Genomic DNA, 17,931 nt, shown 5'->3' with positions numbered 1-17,931 from the left:
AAGTCGCTGCGATCGGCAGTCTCTGTCGCCTTTTGACCCGAAGCAGACCTATGTCGGCTCGCGGCGTTGCCGGACTGACGCGACTATCATTCCAACGACTGCACCTATCCCGAAGCCGCCGAAACCTGCGAGGAGAACCACTCCTAGAAAAAGAACGAACGTATTCTCATGCCTAGCGTCGTGTAAAATGTAGATGAGGAGACTAGGACTATTGACCAAGGCCGCCAATACCCACCCTGACACGACGCTGCGTGAGAAGAACTTTGCAAAAAGGGAAGCGGCTATAATGAAGCCGACTACATTCAGAATCCCGACCATCTGACCTCTCGGACCAAACCTACACCGCGTCTATCATGTCGCTTATTGACCCGTCATGGTTTACGTCGGCTTGTGGCCCGCTACTGACCTCCACGCGAACGACCGCAGCGTCCGGTATTCGGCGTAGACCGGACCAGCCCTGAAACAGGGTTGAAGTCGCAATTTGACCCTTCGCGGACGTCACGTCGGTCAGCTGCCTTTTTCGCCTTTTGACGCCCAACGGATTCGCTTGAGCGCGTGGGTCAGGCACCACCCTACGCGCTTCAAGCGATTTTAGTGGACCGATCTCTCGGAATAAAATCTCAAGGCCTTCCCGTTAACCTACGGGTCATCCTGTGCTGCAGCGCAACCGGGTAGATGATCTTCGCTTATCTGGACAGTTGAACCCACCGTCGATACACTTTTGGCTTTGGGGGAGGACGATGGACGGTGCAGATCAGTCTGCAAATGCCCCGGAATTGAGCACGGACACATCCATCTCAGTAGTTGCTCGCGCGCGCCACTATTTCAAGAAGTTCGGAACGATCATTGCATCAATTGCTACGATTGGCGCCATCGCCGGAGGGCTCGCAGGCTATTGGCGCGCGTGGGATGTCCTATACAGTCACACACGCGGCGACACCACCAAATCGGCGCAGTCACCGTCGTTGATTGTCACCAAGGGGCCCGCAGTCGCGGTACTGCCCTTCACGAACCCCGTCAAAGCAGCGTCCCTAGATCCGTTCGCCGACATCATGACGCAACAGGTTGCGTCTTCGCTTGGGAAGTTCAGTACACTTCGTGTCGTCCCCCGCGCACTGTCCGCAAACATCTCGAAAGACGGAAATACAGTCGAGGCAGCACTGAAAGCCGGGATCGATTATCTTGTGACCGGAGAGGTTCGCCCGTCAGGCGACGGCGCCCGTGCCAACATTCAGATTGCGGATTTGAAAACCGGCTCGGAGCTATGGTCGCGGTCTTTCGAGGCGAGCGCCCAAGGGGTGCAAACGGAGACCGATGCCTACGAAATCGGAGATGTTGCCGCCGCCCAGATTGGGGGCTATCCCGGGCCGATCATGAGCGCAGATTTCGCGAACCTGCAACACAAGGCTGTCGCTGAGTTCAGCCCCTATGAATGTATCGTCTACGCGCTAACAGCGGGCGCGACCGGCTCGTCGGCGGTGGTTCTCAAGGGCTTGGAATGCTCGAAACAACTGACGGATCAGCAGCCGAACAATGCGCTTGCACTAGCGGCACGTTCGGTCGGTCTTTTTGTGCAGAGGTTTCTCGGGGCTGGCTTGCCGATGGACCAAGTGAACCACGCTGACAAGCGGCTTTATTTGAACGAGGAGATTGTGCGTACCGCTGCGCGCGCGGTGGAGCTTGCGCCAGATGACGCATACGTCCGAAGGGCCTACGCCCTCGCAATTAGTACCAAGTGTCAGCTCGATCTCTACAGGCAAGAGGCTCGGAAAGCTATCGCGCTCAATCCGAACGATGCTCGTTCGCTTGGAGTCCTTGGCAACCAGCTTGCGTTTATGGGGGATTGGGATGAAGGCGCAGCGATGGCTGAAAAGGGCATTCGACTAGCGGGCCCAAGTGCTTCGTTTGCGTGGTGGTATGCGCCGGCCAAACGCCATTGGTGGAGAGGCGAATACGAACAATCGGTCAAGGATTTTCGGCACGGCTAGAGGGATTTTGGCTTAGTCATCTCGATCAGGCGTATACCCTGCCGTTTCTTGGTCGGATCGACGAAGCTAAAGCGGAAGTAGCAAAGCTACTAAAGCTGAGGCCGGACTTTTCCATCCGCGAGGCGGACAGCTTCTACCGCATGTATTGCTTCTCGCCCGAATACATCGAGAAGATGAACGGCGCCCTGCGGCAGGCCGGGTTGCCTGAATGAGCATGCTTAGCCGGGATCTTCTGTCTGCGCGACTGCTTCCAACATAATCCCGCGCACAGGATCGTCTCGAAGCGTTCCGAGAACGATACCCTGTCCGACGCCAACGCGGGTACAGCCTCCGATGTGGACAAATATCCTCAAGTACTTGGCATCGATCGATCCCCTAATCACTCGATCAACTCGCGCGTTCATTACGATCGTCTGGTTGCCACGCGCGTCGCCTACTTGCGTCTCGTCATAGATCGTCGCTTCTATGACGACCGGTGCGTCGATGTCGGTCGGGACGTGCTCGAATACGATCCCGCGTTCGAAGCTTGGCCCCAGACAGGCAAATGCGCTGGTGCAAAGGGGGCAACAGGCAGCCATAGAAACCGCCCATGTGCGCATATAGGCAAGCCAGTTATTGATCATTACAAGAGAATGACAACTCGCTGCGATGTCCGCAACGGGTCACCAACGTCGCCCTCTGCAATAGACGTCGGCCTGTCGATTTCCGCTATGCTCCGTTAGCCACCAACGGCGCGTGGCGGTGCAATATGTCGCGAAGGGCCAAACTCAGACAAAAGATTCGGAGACAGGCGGTCTGCTCACTGGCCCGGTTGGGCAGGTGGGCTGGGCCAATCCGATCGCAGATTGTTCGGGTTATTCCGATCGAATAAGTCCTGCCTAATAAGGCCGCTCGGGCGAGGATCAATTGCGGATTCAATTCTGCGAAGTTCATGGCTTCGTGTGACTACGACCCCGGGTCTTACTACGCAATTAGCAGGATAACCAGCGTATTGGCAATAAACCACCACGGCACCTCCCGTTCCAGTGCTTCCAGCTAAGAACACAATTATTAACGATGCCGACAACGCGATTGATCGCCGCATTTTTGCCTCCCGTGGCAGTATGCAAGAGAAGTGTGGCGCTGTTGCCAAAAATGGCAAGATTTATTGGACAACGGATTTCTGCTTCGGGTCACGAGCATCGCCCTCCGCAATAGACGGCGGCCTGTCAATTTCCGCTATACCCCGTTAGCGACAAAGGTCGTGCCGCGATGCAATATGTCGCGAAGGCGCCAACAGGCGACATCCACACTAAAGGTCGCCCAATAGCGGCCTCAGTACATGGACGCGACCTATTACCTCAACCCAAGACAGCCGCAGTAGCGGCCAGGCGCTGGCGACGGCAACTTGGCCGCTACTGGCAAAATGATCATTGTGCGCTATGCCGATGATCTCAGCATCGGATTTGAGCACCATGGACCAGCGGCGTCGCGCCGCTCAGTAGCCATAATACCCGCCCGGGCAAACCCAGTTGCCGTAAGCGTCGTAGCCGCAGCCACCGCGGTAGTAAGCCCCCGCCGCAGCCGCGCCGACTGCAGCCGCGCCCACTGCCGCCGCTCCGGCCCCGTAGCGGTAGCCGTAGCCGCGATACCCCCCTGCAGCGTACGCGCCCCGATAGCCGTAGCGCCCGCCGCGCACAGCGACAGCACCGCCCCGGTATCCCCGAGCCGCGACCGCGCCGCCGCGGTAGCCGCCCGCTCGCACAGCGCCGCCGTGAAAACCTCCAGCGCGCATGCCGCCGCCGCGGGCAAACGCGTCGTCGGGAGCGAAGGTGACCAACAGCATGGCTGCGGCTGCCGAAGCGATGAGAGTTCGACGCAACATTGGCGGACTCCTTTTTCGATAGAGAAAGCCGCGGACACCGGCACATCGCGTTAACCGCGGGTCGTCCGAAGCCTCGCGCACCGGGGCATCGTACCCTTGACCTGGATCAAAGCTCAGCGTTCATCGATGTGAACGACCGAGGTCGTAAATGTCGCCTTTGGGTCCCCTTAGAGGACGTCGCGGCGGTCCGCCATCTTTGTCGGCTTTGACCCAATGCGGACGCACCGACCCGAACGTCTGCCTACCTCGATTGGCTGCACCCATGCTAACATCACAAGATTGCGAACTCGCTTAGGGGAGAGACCGATGAGGTTGCGGGCGATTCTCGCCGCGTGCTCGATCACGGCTCTTGGAGTGTTCACCATGACATCCGGCGCGATCGGTCAGATGCAGTCAGTCAAGCAGCAGCTAATCGGTACGTGGACCCTGATCGCTTGGGAGCAGAAGAAGGCTGACGACACGATCGTCAGGCGTTACGGGACTGGCCCGAAGGGTATTGCGTTCTTCGATGCGGATGGACACTACATCATCACGGTGATGAAGTCAGAGCGCGCGAAGTATGCGAGCAACGCCTTGTGGCAAGGTACGCCAGAAGAAAACAAGGATACCGGAACGATAACCTATTTCGGAACATATTCGACGAGCGAGGCAGATCGTAGCATCACAATTCACATCGAGGGGAGTTCCTTCCCAAACTGGAATGGCACCGATCAGAAGCGCCTTGTGACGATTGTGGAGGACCAACTAACGCTGACCGTCCGTCCTCCGGGTAGCGATGTGGTCGACGTCACTTGGAAACGAGCAAAGTGATCGACTCGGGCAATTCCGCTGTCGGCGGATCTCGGGAGACGTCCGCATTTGCGCAGCTGTTAGCGGACATCGGACGCCAGCCGCTCAACGAGTACACGGCCTACGCAGTAGATTTGCAAGCGCGGAGCCACAGCCGGATTGAAGCCAGCACTACAATCCCGGTGATCTCGCCGCCCAGGCCTTGGTGGCCTGGCAGTTGTCCATCGCCCTGATGTAGGCAGGCCGTGCCGTCGTGCGGGCGAGATAGTCCCGCTCAATCGAACCAGGAACGTAATTGCCGGTTCGCAGGCCGAGCAGCAGGGCGTAGCTCACCGAGATGTCGGCAGCAGTGAATCGGTTGCCGGCGAGATAGGGGCAAACCGCGAGGCGACGGATCACGAACCCCAGCCGGCTCTCGAAGGTCTCGAGCGCCCAGCGGGTCACCCGGGCATCTCGCTCGGCTTCCGGCGCCAGCTGGCGACCGACAATAACGGCGTTCATCGGCCCGGCGAGACCGGCCTCGCCCATATGGAGAAATTGCAGGTAGGACGCGAAGGCGGGATCATCAGGGGCGACGGCGAGCGAAGCTGAGCCGTGGCGGGCAAGCAGGTACTGAAGAATCGCAATCGATTCGACCATGATCGTCTCGCCGTCCTGCAATACGGGAATGAAGCCGGCCGGGTTGATCGCGAGGAAATCGTGATCATTCTCGACTGCGAGCAGATCGACCGGGCGCAGCCGATAGGCCAATCCCAGTTCCTCGAGCAGCCAAACAACACGGAAGCCGCGACCTTCGCCATAGACGGTGAGCATAGTTGAGCGTTCCTGGATTGAGCTGGGTGACCTAACTCGCAGAGGTGAGCCTGTCGCGCAACGGACGGCCGATGGCGCATCATGCACGCAAGGCTTGGCGCATACATGCGACCCGCGTTGGGGCGAGCGGACGCCTGCGCAATTTCGGAATATTAGAAGAATATTGCTGAGTTGCCCGACGTGTCAAGCTGTTTGGTGGGCCTCCGGACGCCACCGGCTCCTTTGCATGGGGTTGTTTTCGATATTTTTGCAGCGCCTCCTCCGACGGCCCGATAACTTCACATTGCCCTAGCCGCTCCCGCCCGGCTCCAGCGCCTCGCCGAGTTGAAGCGGATGCGCCATCGTCTCGTGCAGCGCGTCCTTGTCGAGCTCGCCCTCGGAGAGGCTGATCACGACGCAGGCGACGCCGTTGCCGATCAGATTGGTCAGCGCGCGGCACTCGCTCATGAACTTGTCGATGCCGACCAGGATCGCGATCGACTGGATCGGAATGTCAGGCACGATCGACAGCGTCGCGGCCAGCGTGATGAAGCCGGCGCCGGTGACGCCGGAGGCGCCCTTCGAGGTGATCATGGCGACGCCGAGAATGCCGAGTTCCTGCCAGATCGTCAGGTGGGTATTGGTGGCCTGCGCCAGGAACAGCGTCGCCAGCGTCATGTAGATGTTGGTGCCGTCGAGATTGAAGCTGTAGCCGGTCGGCACCACGAGGCCGACCACCGAGCGCGAGGCGCCGAGATGCTCCATCTTCTGGATCATCTGCGGCAGCACCGTCTCCGACGACGAGGTGCCGAGCACGATCAGGAGCTCGTCCTTGATATAGGCGATGAAGCGGATGATGGAAAAACCCGCCAGCCGCGCGATCGCACCGAGCACGATCAGCACGAACAGGATGCTGGTGAGATAGAAGGTCGCGATCAGCGCCGCCAGGTTGACCAGCGAGCCGAGGCCGTAGGCGCCGACCGTGAAGGCCATCGCGCCGAACGCGCCGAGCGGTGCGACGCGGACGATCATCCGGATGATGCCGAAGAACATCTTGGAGGCCTTGTCGATCGCCTCGGCGATCGGCTCGCCGGGCTTGCCCATCAGGGCAATGGCAAACCCCGAGAGGATCGAGATCAGCAGCACCTGCAGCAGGTCGCCGCGCGCCAGGGCGCCGAAGAAGCTGTCGGGGATGATCGCCATCAGATGGGCGACGATGCCCTGCTCCTTCGCCTGGGTCACGTAGGTGGAGACCGACTTCGGATCGATCGTGGCGGGATCGATGTTGAAGCCGCGGCCGGGCTGCAGCAGCTCGCCGATCAAGAGGCCGACCGCGAGCGCGACCGTCGACACCGCCTCGAAATAGATCAGCGCCTTCAGGCCGACCCGGCCGACCCGCTTGAGGTCGCCCATCGAGGAGATGCCGTGCACCACGGTGCAGAAGATCACCGGCGCGATCATCATCTTGATCAGCGCGATGAAGCCGTCGCCGAGCGGCTTCAACTGCTTGCCGAGGCCGGGATAGAAGTACCCGATCAGGACGCCCGCGAAAATCGCGATCAACACCTGGACGTAGAGGATCTTGTACCAGGGCTGATGTTTGTGATGGACGGCGGGCTTGATCGCGTCTGTGGCCATGAGGTGCCCCGGGCTGGAAATGAACTCAACTGGTGATGCCATCTTGGCGGAGCCGCACGCAAGCGACAATGGTCCTTCGCGCCGCCGCGCGCGCACACGAATCTGTCATAGACTACATCCGGCTTGTATCCGGAGGCTGAGATGGAATTCACCGCACTGTTTCTCGCCATCACCATCGCCATGCTGGTGGCCTGGCGCGGCCCGCGTCCGCTCGCGATCGGACTGTTCGCGGTGATCCTGGTCGCCTGCGTCGCAACCTTGCTGCACCACGCCACCGACCGTCTCACTTTGTCGTTCTGAGGCCGGCCATGACCGATACCCAGGCGGTGACCCTCAATGCCCTCGCGCTTTACGGCCTGGCGCTGCTGCTGGCCGCAGCCTTTGCGGCGCAACTGCTGCTGCACGAGCTGCCCTGCCCGCTGTGCTTGTTGCAGCGCACCCTGTTTGCGCTGCTGGCGATCGGACCGATCCTGAACATCCGCTTCGGACCGCGGCCGAGCCATTATGCCTTGTCGCTGCTGACGGCGGTCCTCGGTGCCGCGGTCTCGACAAGGCAGGTGCTGCTGCACATCCTGCCCGGTGACGCCGGGTACGGGTCGCCGCTGCTCGGCTATCATTATTATACGTGGGCGCTGATCGGGTTCATCGCAGCGATCATCCTGCTCGCCGCGATGCTGCTGTTCGACCGCCAGTTCGATCACCGCACAGCACAAGTCACCGCGCCCGGCAAGTTCGCGCAAGGTGCGGCGTGGCTGGTGGTCGGGCTGACGGCACTGAACGTGCTCTCGACCTTGCTCGAATGCGGCTTCGGCGCCTGCGCCGACAATCCGGTCGTGTATGAGCTGCTGAAGCGGGGTTAGGCGCGCTTCGGGATATTCAGCCCGCGCTCCACGGCCGGCCGCTTGAGACCGCGCTCGAGCCAGGCCGCGACGTGGGCGAACCGGTCGAATTCGACCAGCTCGCGCGCGCCGTAGAAGCCGATCAGATTGCGCACCCAGCCGAGCATCGAGATGTCGGCGATGGAGTATTCATCGTCCATGAACCATTGCCGTCCGGCGAGATGCGTCTCCATCACGCCGAGCAGGCGCGCGGACTCCGCGACGTAGCGCTGCAACGGCCGCTTGTCCTCATAGTCCTTGCCGGCGAATTTGTGGAAGAAGCCGACCTGGCCGAACATCGGCCCGATGCCGCCGATCTGGAAATGCACCCACTGGATCGCCTGGTAGCGACGCGCCGCATCCTGAGGCAGCAGCTTGCCGGTCTTCTCGGCGAGATATTGCAGGATGGCGCCGGATTCGAACAACGGCAGCGGCTTGCCGCCGGGACCGCTGGGATCGAGGATCGCCGGGATCTTGCCGTTCGGGTTCAGCGACAGGAACTCCGGCGTCTTCTGGTCGTCCTTGTTGAAGTCGACCAGATGCACCTCGTAGGGCAGCCCGATCTCCTCGAGCATGATCGAGACCTTCACGCCGTTCGGCGTCGGCAGCGAATAGAGCTGCAGGCGGTCCGGATGCTGGGCGGGCCAGCGCTTTGTGATGGGGAAAGCCGAGAGGTCGGTCATATCAGACATTCTTTGCACGGTTGTTGTTGGGTGGCTAATGTACGGAGCCAAGTGAAAGCCGCAAGGTCTGCAACCGGCCATGAACGATCAAGGGAACGATCAAGCGACAGGCACAAAGCTCGGCCTCTCCGACGACGAGCTCGCAGCACATCCGACCGTGTTCGCAGCCGATGCGCTGGCCGGTCAGGTGGTCGTCGTGTCCGGCGGCGCCGGCGGCATCGGCCGTGCCATCGCATGGCTGTTCGCCCGGCTCGGCGCCCATGTCGTCGTGGTCGGCCGCAATGCCGACAAGCTCGACGCGCTGGTCGATCATCTCGGCCATCGTGGCCTCAAGGCCTCCGCGCATGTCGCCGACATCCGGGATGCCGACGCGGTCAACGCGATGTTCGATACGCTGTGGACCGAGCATGGCCGCATCGATCACCTCGTCAACAGCGCCGGCGGCCAGTTCCCGCAAGCCGCGATCGATGTCTCGATCAAGGGCTGGAATGCGGTCATCAACACCAACCTCAACGGTACCTGGTACATGATGCAGGCCGCGGCGCAGCGCTGGCGCGACCGCGCGCATCCCGGCAGCATCGTCAATATCGTCGTGGTCACGACCCACGGGCTCTACGGCATCGCCCACTCGATCGCGGCGCGCTCCGCCGTGATCGGGCTGTCGCGCGCGCTCGCGGTCGAATGGGCGCCGCTGCACATCCGCATCAACTGCATCGCGCCCGGCGCGATCGAGACCGAGGGCTGGAACGTCTACAGCGAGGCCGCGCGCGCCGCCTATCCGCGCTCCAATCCGATGATGCGCCCGGGCACCCCGTGGGACATCGCGGAAGCCGCCGTCTACCTCGCCGCGCCGTCGGGCAAATTCATCACCGGCGAGATGCTGACCGTCGACGGCGGCGGCCAGCATTGGGGCGAGACCTGGACCACCGGCAAGCCCGACTATTTCAGGGGCGGCGAATAACGCACTCATACGTCGCGTGCCGTCCGTTCGTCACTTCCCGTCGTCGAAGCTGACGATGACGGCGGCGTTCGCGATCAGGATCGGATCGTTGCCGAGATCGGACGGAATCTCGAGCCCGCCCGCGATCGCCTTCACCGTCTTGGTGCCATAGGGCAGTTCCCTGGCGACCGCTTCGATATCGACATCTTCGGGATTCGGCACGGCGATCGTGACATCGACGAACATGTCGTTGGCGGTCTTGCCGAGCATGCGGAAGAAGCCGAGGCTGGAATGGCGGATCGCGTCCGAGACCGCCCGCTTGGCGGCCTTGGTGGCGTCGCGGCCGTGAACGTCGACGCCCATGCCCATTTCGGTGATACAGCGCACGCGTGTCATGAAACTTTCCTGTTGTCGTTGGCATGAGAGACTGATCACTCCTTCGACCGCCGCGCCCGCGCCGTCAAGCCTGGCCGCTTGTCTCACCCACGCGGTTGTGATCGCCGCGTGCGAGCATCCACGCCGCGAGGCCGGCAGGGATCGCCGCCGCAACCACCATGACGGAGGCCGCGCCCCAACCCCACGCCGAGACCACCATGCCGACCGCAATCGGCCCGGTCACCTGGCCGAAATTGCTGCCCGTCATCAAGAGCCCCATCATGACCGGCACCATCGCCGCGGAACGCGCCGCCGCAGGAGTGGTCGCAAGCAATGTCGCGGGGGGGCATTCCCGCGGCTCCTCCGCCCGGCAGCGATGTCCTTCACAACGTCGCGAGCCCGCGCGCCAGCGTCCCGTCGTTTCGCTCCAATTCATCTCCGCGGCCGGATAGTGCGCGCAACGATCCCGGTCTCGCAAGGAGCCGTGCACCATGCCGATCAGCCGCCGGCGAGCGCTGACGCTTGCCTCGCTTTTCGTGGCAAGCCCGCTGCTCGGCAGCGAAAGCCGCGCCGAACAAGTGTCGGTCCCCGGCGCGGCCAGCTTCGACATGGCGACCTTCACCGCCACCTCCGGCGGCGATGCCGACGCGGCCTTCGCCAAAGCGCTGACTGCCGTCGCCAAGGCAGCGGCGGATGCAAGCAGAGCCGGGCCAGTTCACATCGCCCTCAACCTCGAGAGAAACGCCAGCTACCGGATCAAGCGGCCGCTCGCATTCCGGCAGCTGCACGGCTTCGAGCTCAACGGCAATGGCGCGCAGCTGATCAACACGACGCGCAGCGGGACCTTCGCGATCTCCGGCTGCAACCGCCTCACCCTCCGCGATCTCACCGTCGACTACGACCCGCTGCCCTTCACGCAAGGGATGATCACGGCCTTCGACAAGCAGGCGGTCGATATCACGGTGAAGGTCGACCCCGGCTATCCCGACGATGCCGCGCTGCTGGCCACCTTTACGGATGGCTTCTTCAAGGTGATGGACCGTCACAATCGGGCACTGAAGACCGGCGCCAGGGATTTCCTCTCACCGGTCCATGCCACGCGCCTCGGCGACGGCTTGATCAAGGTGCATCTGCGATGGAGCGCCAACGATCGTTTCCCGAGCCAGCTGCCGATCGCGGTCGGTGATGTCGTCACCATCGCAAACAGCGGCGCGCACGCCATCGCCGTGGACGCCAGCGTCGCAACCAGCCTGATCGACCTGAAGCTCCTGGCCTCGCCGGGCATGGGCATCGTCGAGAATGGCGGCGACGGCTCGATGATGCTGCAAAAGGTCTCGGTCGTTCCGGGACCCCGGCCGAAGGGCGCTGCGACCGACCGGCTGATCTCGACCAACTCCGACGGCTCGCACTTCACCGCGGTCGCGCGCGGTCCGACCATGGAGGACTGCAGTTTCGCCAACACCTCCGACGATGCCATCAATGTGCACGGCTTCTACTACTACATCGTGGCGAAGACCGCGCCGCGGCGGTTTCTGCTCAGCCCGAAATGGGACATTGGCCTGGCGGCCGGCGACGACGTCGAGAGCAGTGATCACGCGACGTTTCGCTCGCTCGGACGCAGCAAGGTCGCGCAGTTGACCAAGCGCCACGCGCCGGAGCTGAAGGCGAAGATCGCCCAGCTCTGGAAGAACAGGAGCCCGACCACCCAACCGGATTTGATCTACGACGTCGTCCTGCAACAGGACCTGCCGCTCAAGACCGGCGATGCCATCACCTCGCTGACGCATATCGGATCCGGCGCCACCCTGCTGCGTTGCAGTTTCCACGCCTGCGGCCGCGTGCTGATGAAGGCACCGAACGCCATCGTCGAGAACTGCCAATTCACCTTCTCGACCGGTGTCGCGCTGCAAGCCGGCAGTGACATCGGCTTCTGGTCGGAGTCCGGATTTGCCGACAACCTCGTGTTCCGCAACAACCGATTCAGCCACTGCGTCAACGGCGCCAACGAGCTGACCAGCGGCAGCGGAACACTCAGCGCGATCTACGTCGGCATGGTGCCGCCGGAAGGGGCCAAGGGATTTCAGGACAATTTCCAGAACCGGCACGTCATCATCGAAGGCAATCACATCGACGATTCCTACATCTACGCGATCTTCGTCAGCAATGCCGACGGCGCCAAGATCGCCGGCAATGTGATCGGCCAGACGTTTGTACGCGGCAACGCGTTCGGGGCAGGCGATTTCTTCCACATCAAGCCCAACAGCGCGATCTTCGTCGGCCGCGCCCGGAACATCGAGATCAGCAACAACGTCGCCGCACGCGGCAAGATCGCGACGATCCCCGTCGCGATCGATCCCAGCTGCGACAAGCGCACGGTGCATCTCGCCGGCAACCGGCTGGCCTGAGCCTCTCTTATTGGCCCTGCTTCTGCAACACCGTGATGTGCAGACGACGCCGGATTTCCATGCCCTGACGGCGGTAGAGCGCAATCGCCGAGACATTGTTGGTGAAGACGTGCAGGAACGGAATTTCGCCGCGCGCCACGATCTGGCGGGCGACCGCCGACAATAGCGCCTGCGCATAGCCGCGGCCGCGGTGGTCCGGATGCACGCAGACTGCGGTCATCTCGGTATAGTTCCCCGGCTTCATCCGCTCCCCGGTCATCGCGACCAGCTCGCCGCCAACGCGGATGCCGAAAAAGTTGCCGAGCTCATGGGTCCGCGCGCTGAACGGTCCGGGCTTCGTCAGTTCCGTCAACGCCATCATCGCGGGAACGTCGGCGGCGCCGAGCCTGACGATCTCGACGCCGGGCGCAGAATAGTCGGCAGGCGTGCCGATCATCTGCTCGCCGGTCTCGGCCAGCAGCACCTTGAACTCCGGCGGTACGGCAACAGGATCGGGCGTGAACAGCACCGCGAATTCCTGTCCCGACAACAGCGCGCCGAGCGCGGCAAAACTCCCTGGCGACATGTCGACCATGTCGGCGAAGGGGGCGATCGCGAGCGGAAAGCGCCGCGCATCGGCGCCGCCTTGCGCCAGGTCGCGTTGCCGTGTGGTCAGCGCGCTCCAGATCGGGCGATCAAGCGGATGAATGGGCGGGACTTCGGACATGCGGCGCTTCGCTCCTGATTTTCTTGGAGCAGAGCAAGAAGCGCCGACAAAATCCAGCGTAGCGTGATGCCGTTGCAGCTCACAATCACGCCAGCAGGATGTGCAGTCTTCGCGCCTGATGGCTCAGACAGCGCTCGGTGCCACCCTTGAGCGGCACGAAGCCATTTCTGATCGCACACGAACTTGCGGCTGCGTCATTGCTGCAGGATTTCGGCGGCGGCGCGGTCGAGGATCTTCGCGATGCGCCGCGCCTCGGCGGCGTCGCAGCCGCGCTTCTGCCGCAGCGCGCTCTTCAGCGCGTGACGCGCGCGGTGCACGTCGTCGGACGCTTCGCCGTCGAGATCGCTGACGCCGGCGAAGGCTTCGCGCACCTCCTCCATGCGACGGCCGATCCGCGACAGCGCTTCGAGAATGATGTCCGCAGTGGCGCGGTTCTCGGCGAGATGCGCCTTGCCCTGCTCGGTGATGCTGTAGAGCTTGCGCGCCGCGTCCTGGGTGACGCTGGCGTGGCCGATCTCCTCGAGGAAGGTCAACGCCGGATAGATCACCCCCGGGCTCGGGCTGTAGAAGCCGTCCGACCGGTCCTCGATCTTCTTGATCAACTCGTAGCCGTGCGCCGGCTGCTCGCCGATCGAATAACGCCAACCCACGTTTCCGTGAGTGACCGCGCCCTTTGCCGGGCGGTAGCTCCAGGAGATGCTTTGGGGCTTCAGGAATCTTGGGGGGTCATTTGCGCCTGCTCGTCCAACGTTGGAGCAGAAACAGCGTGATCATGCCGACGGGCCAACAGATGAAGAGCGCCCGCTCCCAGACCTTGAAGTCGGTGTACTCGGAAAGCGTGTGAGGTTGGCCCTGCTTTCCACAATATCCGCTGGCGCAAATGTGCAGTGGAGCATCCGGGAACCTGGCGAGGCCATAGAGGAAGAGCGCCGCCATCAGAAGCGCGACGCAATACGTCGCGACGCGCGCGGTGGTGACGCCCCCAAGCCAATTTGGAAGGGTACTGCCCATATCGCAAATATGCGACGTTGACGGTGAACATTCCACTCAATCCCGTGATCCATGCGCCCAAAAACCTTCGAAGCTCATTGCCTGCGCCTGCCCGCCGCCACCAAGGTGGTGCAATGGGAGGGCACGTCGGTGTTCAAGGTCGGCGGCAAGATGTTCGCGCTGGCCGGCGGCTTCATCGAGCGCTCCGGCGGCTTCATGTTCAAGACCTCGAACATGGCCTATCAGCTCCTGATCGAGCAGCAGCTCGCGCGGCCGGCGCCGTATCTGGCGCGTGCCAGATGGGTGCAATTGATCGGCAACGATGCCCTTCCCGACGCCGAGCTCAAGGCCTATCTCGATCAGGCGCATGCGCTCATCGCCGCGAAGCTGACGCGGAAATCGCGCAAGGCGCTCGGGCTCGATTGACCGGCCTGGGCTCAGCCGCCCAGCGGCCGGTCGGAATCGCCTGACAGCAATTTTGGAAACAGCTCCTTGAAGGCGAACTTGTCTTCGCCCTTGGCGCGGTGGAAGCGCAGTACGACGTCGAACCGGCTGGCGTCCCATTTGGTGGGCGGCTTGCCCTTGCTGACTGGTAGCAACGGAAGGACGTCGGCAATGATCGCCTTGTGCTCCCAGCAAAGCAGCACGACGCCGTTCAGCGCCAGCAGCGCCGTGATCAGCGCCGGCTCATGTCCTTTGCCAAAATCTTCGTTGGGCGTCGCACCAAGACGCGCCGCCAGCGCTGAGATCGTTTCAGCGGGACGGCTGCTCGGGCCGCGGTTGGGCGTGGTACCGGGCGTCGCGGCATAGATCGCGTCAGGCCTCGCATAGTCGCCCTTGGCAAGGTCGGTGCCGAACAATGCTGCCCAGGCGCCGGCGCGTTGCCAGCCGCGGAGAACGAGCGACTCGGTATCGGACACACCGTCCGCGGTGAAGCCGGGGCCCGGCCAGCCGTCATCAGGCTTTTCGGCATGACGGATGATGAAGAGTGTGAGTGCGTCCATGGCGTCCTCGCGGGAGAAGCTGTGTTGCTGGCACGGCAATTTCGATCCTACGCCGGCGGCATGCTGCACTCCATAAACGGCGTCACAATTTGCGAAAGCTCGACCGGTACTGCGCGGGCGACACGCCGAGCCGCTCGGTGAACACGATGCGCATCCGGTCCGCCGAGCCGAAGCCGCAGTCGAAGGCGACCGCTTTCAGCGCCCGGTCTGAGCCCTCGAGCAACCGGCGCACGGCGTCGACCCGTGCCCGCTCGACGAATTCGTGCGGCGTGATGCCGGTCTCCTGCGCGAAGGCGCGGCCGAAATTGCGCACGCTCATGCCGACGGCGTCGGCCAGCGTTTGCAGGGTGTGGCGCTCGCCGACATGCTGCATGACATGGGCCTGCGCGCGGGCAATCGGCGAATCCTCATCGACCGGCGCGGTGAGATAGGGACTGAACTGGGACTGCCCGCCCTGGCGCTGCGCCACCACGACCAGCCGCTTTGCGACCGCAACCGCAACCTCAGGCCCATGACGTTCGGCCACGAGTGCGAGTCCGAGATCTATCCCGGCAGTGACACCAGCCGATGTCATCAATTTGCCGTCGCGAATATAGATCCGGTCGAAGATCACCTCGGCGGCCGGAAAACATGCCGCCAGCCGTTGCGCATTCTGCCAATGCGTCGTCACCTTGTGGCCGTCGAGCAGCCCGGCATGGCCGAGCGCGAAGGCGCCGGTGCAGATCGAACCGTACAATTCCGCGCGCTCCGGCGCCCCGCGCAGCCACTGCGTCAGTTCGGGATCCGGCGCGGCGTCGGGCAGGCCCGGCCCGCCCGCAACCAGCAGGATATCGAATTTCTCCGTTGCCTCGTCGAAGCGGAGGTCGGCCGAAATCTTCATGCCGTTCGAAGCACGCAGCGGCTCGCGGCTGGCGCCGACCAGCACCGTCTCATAGCCGTCGTCATCAGCGACGAAACTGTTGGTTTCCGCGAACACGTCGACGGGACCGGCGACATCGAGCGCCTGAACCCCTTCGTGAATCGCGATCGCGACCTTCTGAACCGCCATACCTTCTCCCTGCCCGCTGGCGCGAAACGATGTCTCGTTGGCCCGATCCGGCGGCGCGCGTCGATTGCGAGCGCCCGTCAAGCCAGGCGACAAGAGCACCGCGGATCACGCCACCAGGCGATCCAGACACACCGCAAGGACGGGCGTCGGCGGCTGCGTGTTCGCACGCCACGGCTTCGTCTTGCCATATCGAGGAGCGTCTTGAAATGACCGAAACAATCGCCGGCATCCGCGTACCCGACAGCGCCATGGCCCGCGCCGCGACCCAGTTGGTGCGCGACACCGAGGACGATCTGCTCTACAATCACAGCCGCCGCGTGTTCTTCTGGGGCGCGCTGACCGGCAACCGCCGCAAGATGAAATTCGATCCCGAGCTACTCTATATCGGCGCCATGTTCCACGACATGGGCCTGACCGCTGCGCATGCGAGCCCGAATCTGCGCTTCGAGGTCGACGGTGCCAACGCCGCACGCGACTTCCTGAACAGCTATGGCGTCGCGGAACGCGACATCGAGGACGTCTGGGCGTCAATCGCGCTGCACACCACGCCCGGCATTCCCGAGCATATGCGTCCGACCATTGCGCTCGTCACCGCCGGCGTCGAGATGGACGTGCTCGGCATCGCCTATGACGATTTCTCGCACGGGCACCGCGACCACGTCTGTGCGCATCATCCGCGCGAGGCCAACTTCAAGGAAAACATCATCGACCATTTCGCCGGCGGCACCATCAAGAAGCCGCTGACCACCTTCGGCAACGTCAAGGCCGACGTGCTGGCGCTCAAGGACATCAACTACACAAGGTTGAACTTCTGCTCGATCATCCTCGGCTCGAAATGGCCGACATGAGGTCAGCGACCTCAGGCATGCGGACCGCGGTCGGGGCCGGGATCCTGGCCGGCGGCCACGCGCGAGAGGCGGCCCATGTAGTGTGCCCAACCCTTGTCATGGGCCGCGCACTGCTCCGCGTTCGGCAGGCCGCTGTGGGTCATCCGCAACAGCGTGCCGGCGTCCTTGTCGATCAGGTCGATCTCGATCAGGCTCGATCCTGGTGGCACTTCGGGGCCGTCCTCCCAGCCGAAGCTATAGGCGAGACGATGCACAGGCACGACCTCGCGGAACGCCCCGCGCGCGGCGCGGCCGCGGTCGTCACCGAGACCCTTGAGCAAATAGAGCCCGCCGGGATGCAACTCGGTCTCGGCCTCCAGCCCCATCCAACTCACGATCTTCTGCGGATCGGTCAGGAAGGCGAACACGGTTGCGGGCGGCGCTGCGATCTGGATCTCGCGTTGAACGATGAAGGCTTCAGTCATCGATCCATCCTCCATAGACGGCGGATCTTCAGGGATAAAGCGTGACAAGGGCGGCGCATCAACTCCATGATGGGGTGATGCAATTGTCCTCGACACTGAGCTGGCTGGTCGACGCGGCGGCAGAGACCGCCAGCGCCAACCGGTTGCTGGCGGACCTCGGCACACATCTTATCACGGATGGCCTGCCGCTTGCCGGCGGCGCCCTGACGCTCGAAGTTCCGCACCCGCTGATCGCGCGGCGCACATGGCTGTGGCGTGCCGAGAATGGCGAGGTCATCGAAGCGCTCGGTTTCGCGCCGGAACAACCCTTTGCAATGCCCGCTATGGTGGGGTCCGGCGATGCCGGCCGGCGCTGGCTCAACGGCCTCGCATCCGGTCCGATCCACGAGGACACGATCGGAACGCGACCGGACGGCCCGACCCTCGGATGGATCGGGACACAACCCTTCACGCCGGCCGAGGCGGATCGGTTGCGCGAGGCGGCGCGTTTCATGGCCGCACCGCTCGCCGCGCTCGCGG

At 63.0% G+C, this 17,931-nt stretch carries 21 protein-coding genes and 1 pseudogene; 9 read left to right on the top strand and 13 right to left on the bottom strand.

Features of this window, described 5'->3' with window-relative positions:
• The first annotated feature begins 740 nt into the window (after positions 1-740).
• Positions 741-1,988 carry a hypothetical protein gene (locus tag H8A92_RS24070; protein ID WP_229198068.1) on the top strand — a complete coding sequence of 416 codons (1,248 nt, stop codon included), beginning with the start codon at positions 741-743 and terminating at the stop codon, positions 1,986-1,988.
• 218 nt (positions 1,989-2,206) lie between these two features.
• Here H8A92_RS24070 and H8A92_RS24065 read toward each other — a convergent pair whose 3' ends face one another.
• On the bottom strand, positions 2,207-2,611 hold the full coding sequence (locus H8A92_RS24065) for a hypothetical protein (RefSeq protein ID WP_229198067.1): 405 nt from the start codon (positions 2,609-2,611) through the stop codon (positions 2,207-2,209).
• An 854-nt stretch (positions 2,612-3,465) separates the two neighbouring features.
• On the bottom strand, positions 3,466-3,852 hold the full coding sequence (locus H8A92_RS24060; RefSeq protein WP_229198066.1) for a hypothetical protein: 387 nt from the start codon (positions 3,850-3,852) through the stop codon (positions 3,466-3,468).
• Positions 3,853-4,158: 306 nt separating this feature from the next.
• Between H8A92_RS24060 and H8A92_RS24055 the strand changes: the two genes are divergently transcribed.
• Entirely contained in the window at positions 4,159-4,662 is a 504-nt protein-coding gene (locus H8A92_RS24055) for a lipocalin-like domain-containing protein (protein ID WP_229198065.1), read from the top strand.
• Between the two features lie 150 nt (positions 4,663-4,812).
• Here the strand turns inward: H8A92_RS24055 and H8A92_RS24050 are convergent, their stop codons facing one another.
• Together H8A92_RS24050 and H8A92_RS24045 are read right to left on the bottom strand one after the other, a co-directional pair.
• Positions 4,813-5,454, bottom strand: a complete 642-nt coding sequence (locus H8A92_RS24050) for a glutathione S-transferase family protein (protein WP_229198064.1) — start codon at positions 5,452-5,454, stop codon at positions 4,813-4,815.
• Between the two features lie 288 nt (positions 5,455-5,742).
• Positions 5,743-7,071, bottom strand: a complete 1,329-nt coding sequence (locus H8A92_RS24045; RefSeq protein WP_229198063.1) for a dicarboxylate/amino acid:cation symporter — start codon at positions 7,069-7,071, stop codon at positions 5,743-5,745.
• 141 nt (positions 7,072-7,212) lie between these two features.
• Between H8A92_RS24045 and H8A92_RS24040 the strand changes: the two genes are divergently transcribed.
• Together H8A92_RS24040 and H8A92_RS24035 are read left to right on the top strand one after the other, a co-directional pair.
• A complete protein-coding gene (locus tag H8A92_RS24040; RefSeq protein ID WP_021080068.1) occupies positions 7,213-7,371 on the top strand; it encodes a DUF5993 family protein in 159 nt (52 codons plus the stop codon).
• An 8-nt stretch (positions 7,372-7,379) separates the two neighbouring features.
• Positions 7,380-7,931, top strand: a complete 552-nt coding sequence (locus tag H8A92_RS24035; protein WP_229198062.1) for a disulfide bond formation protein B — start codon at positions 7,380-7,382, stop codon at positions 7,929-7,931.
• Here the strand turns inward: H8A92_RS24035 and H8A92_RS24030 are convergent.
• Positions 7,928-8,632: a glutathione S-transferase family protein gene (locus H8A92_RS24030; RefSeq protein WP_229198087.1), complete on the bottom strand. Its 705-nt coding sequence runs from the start codon at positions 8,630-8,632 to the stop codon at positions 7,928-7,930. The two genes, H8A92_RS24035 and H8A92_RS24030, sit on opposite strands and share 4 nt — an antisense overlap.
• Before the next feature lie 79 nt (positions 8,633-8,711).
• On the opposite strand from H8A92_RS24030, the gene H8A92_RS24025 reads away from it, so the two are divergent.
• Positions 8,712-9,593 carry an SDR family oxidoreductase gene (locus H8A92_RS24025; RefSeq protein WP_229198061.1) on the top strand — a complete coding sequence of 294 codons (882 nt, stop codon included), beginning with the start codon at positions 8,712-8,714 and terminating at the stop codon, positions 9,591-9,593.
• Positions 9,594-9,623: 30 nt separating this feature from the next.
• Here the strand turns inward: H8A92_RS24025 and H8A92_RS24020 are convergent, their stop codons facing one another.
• Together H8A92_RS24020 and H8A92_RS24015 are read right to left on the bottom strand one after the other, a co-directional pair.
• On the bottom strand, positions 9,624-9,968 hold the full coding sequence (locus tag H8A92_RS24020; protein WP_229198060.1) for a Lin0512 family protein: 345 nt from the start codon (positions 9,966-9,968) through the stop codon (positions 9,624-9,626).
• A gap of 64 nt (positions 9,969-10,032) precedes the next feature.
• The gene (locus tag H8A92_RS24015; protein ID WP_229198059.1) at positions 10,033-10,281 is read right to left on the bottom strand and encodes a hypothetical protein; all 249 of its coding nucleotides are present in this window, start codon (positions 10,279-10,281) and stop codon (positions 10,033-10,035) included.
• A 157-nt stretch (positions 10,282-10,438) separates the two neighbouring features.
• Between H8A92_RS24015 and H8A92_RS24010 the strand changes: the two genes are divergently transcribed.
• Positions 10,439-12,352: a right-handed parallel beta-helix repeat-containing protein gene (locus H8A92_RS24010; RefSeq protein WP_229198058.1), complete on the top strand. Its 1,914-nt coding sequence runs from the start codon at positions 10,439-10,441 to the stop codon at positions 12,350-12,352.
• A 7-nt stretch (positions 12,353-12,359) separates the two neighbouring features.
• Here the strand turns inward: H8A92_RS24010 and H8A92_RS24005 are convergent, their stop codons facing one another.
• The 3 genes from H8A92_RS24005 to H8A92_RS23995 form a co-directional block, all read right to left on the bottom strand.
• On the bottom strand, positions 12,360-13,058 hold the full coding sequence (locus H8A92_RS24005) for a GNAT family N-acetyltransferase (RefSeq protein ID WP_229198057.1): 699 nt from the start codon (positions 13,056-13,058) through the stop codon (positions 12,360-12,362).
• Positions 13,059-13,252: 194 nt separating this feature from the next.
• Positions 13,253-13,708 carry a PadR family transcriptional regulator gene (locus tag H8A92_RS24000; RefSeq protein WP_229198056.1) on the bottom strand — a complete coding sequence of 152 codons (456 nt, stop codon included), beginning with the start codon at positions 13,706-13,708 and terminating at the stop codon, positions 13,253-13,255.
• Positions 13,709-13,784: 76 nt separating this feature from the next.
• Positions 13,785-14,069 carry a hypothetical protein gene (locus tag H8A92_RS23995; protein ID WP_229198055.1) on the bottom strand — a complete coding sequence of 95 codons (285 nt, stop codon included), beginning with the start codon at positions 14,067-14,069 and terminating at the stop codon, positions 13,785-13,787.
• A gap of 51 nt (positions 14,070-14,120) precedes the next feature.
• On the opposite strand from H8A92_RS23995, the gene H8A92_RS23990 reads away from it, so the two are divergent.
• Positions 14,121-14,474 carry an MmcQ/YjbR family DNA-binding protein gene (locus H8A92_RS23990; protein ID WP_229198054.1) on the top strand — a complete coding sequence of 118 codons (354 nt, stop codon included), beginning with the start codon at positions 14,121-14,123 and terminating at the stop codon, positions 14,472-14,474.
• An 11-nt stretch (positions 14,475-14,485) separates the two neighbouring features.
• On the opposite strand, the gene H8A92_RS23985 is transcribed toward H8A92_RS23990, so the two are convergent.
• Positions 14,486-15,052 (bottom strand): histidine phosphatase family protein, encoded by a 567-nt coding sequence (locus tag H8A92_RS23985; protein WP_229198053.1) that lies wholly within the window; start codon positions 15,050-15,052, stop codon positions 14,486-14,488.
• Between the two features lie 82 nt (positions 15,053-15,134).
• Positions 15,135-16,100 carry a GlxA family transcriptional regulator gene (locus H8A92_RS23980; RefSeq protein WP_229198052.1) on the bottom strand — a complete coding sequence of 322 codons (966 nt, stop codon included), beginning with the start codon at positions 16,098-16,100 and terminating at the stop codon, positions 15,135-15,137.
• Positions 16,101-16,306: 206 nt separating this feature from the next.
• Between H8A92_RS23980 and H8A92_RS23975 the strand changes: the two genes are divergently transcribed.
• Positions 16,307-16,948 (top strand): HD domain-containing protein, encoded by a 642-nt coding sequence (locus H8A92_RS23975; protein WP_229198051.1) that lies wholly within the window; start codon positions 16,307-16,309, stop codon positions 16,946-16,948.
• Between the two features lie 11 nt (positions 16,949-16,959).
• On the opposite strand, the gene H8A92_RS23970 is transcribed toward H8A92_RS23975, so the two are convergent.
• Positions 16,960-17,412 carry an SRPBCC family protein gene (locus H8A92_RS23970; RefSeq protein WP_229198050.1) on the bottom strand — a complete coding sequence of 151 codons (453 nt, stop codon included), beginning with the start codon at positions 17,410-17,412 and terminating at the stop codon, positions 16,960-16,962.
• A gap of 77 nt (positions 17,413-17,489) precedes the next feature.
• Here H8A92_RS23970 and H8A92_RS23965 point away from each other — a divergent pair.
• A pseudogene (locus H8A92_RS23965) lies at positions 17,490-17,931 on the top strand (adenylate/guanylate cyclase domain-containing protein); the annotation flags it as partial.

It is taken from the genome of Bradyrhizobium acaciae, assembly GCF_020889785.1.
GTDB classification, from domain to species: domain Bacteria; phylum Pseudomonadota; class Alphaproteobacteria; order Rhizobiales; family Xanthobacteraceae; genus Bradyrhizobium; species Bradyrhizobium acaciae.
This window is presented reverse-complemented; position numbering and strand designations above follow the sequence as displayed.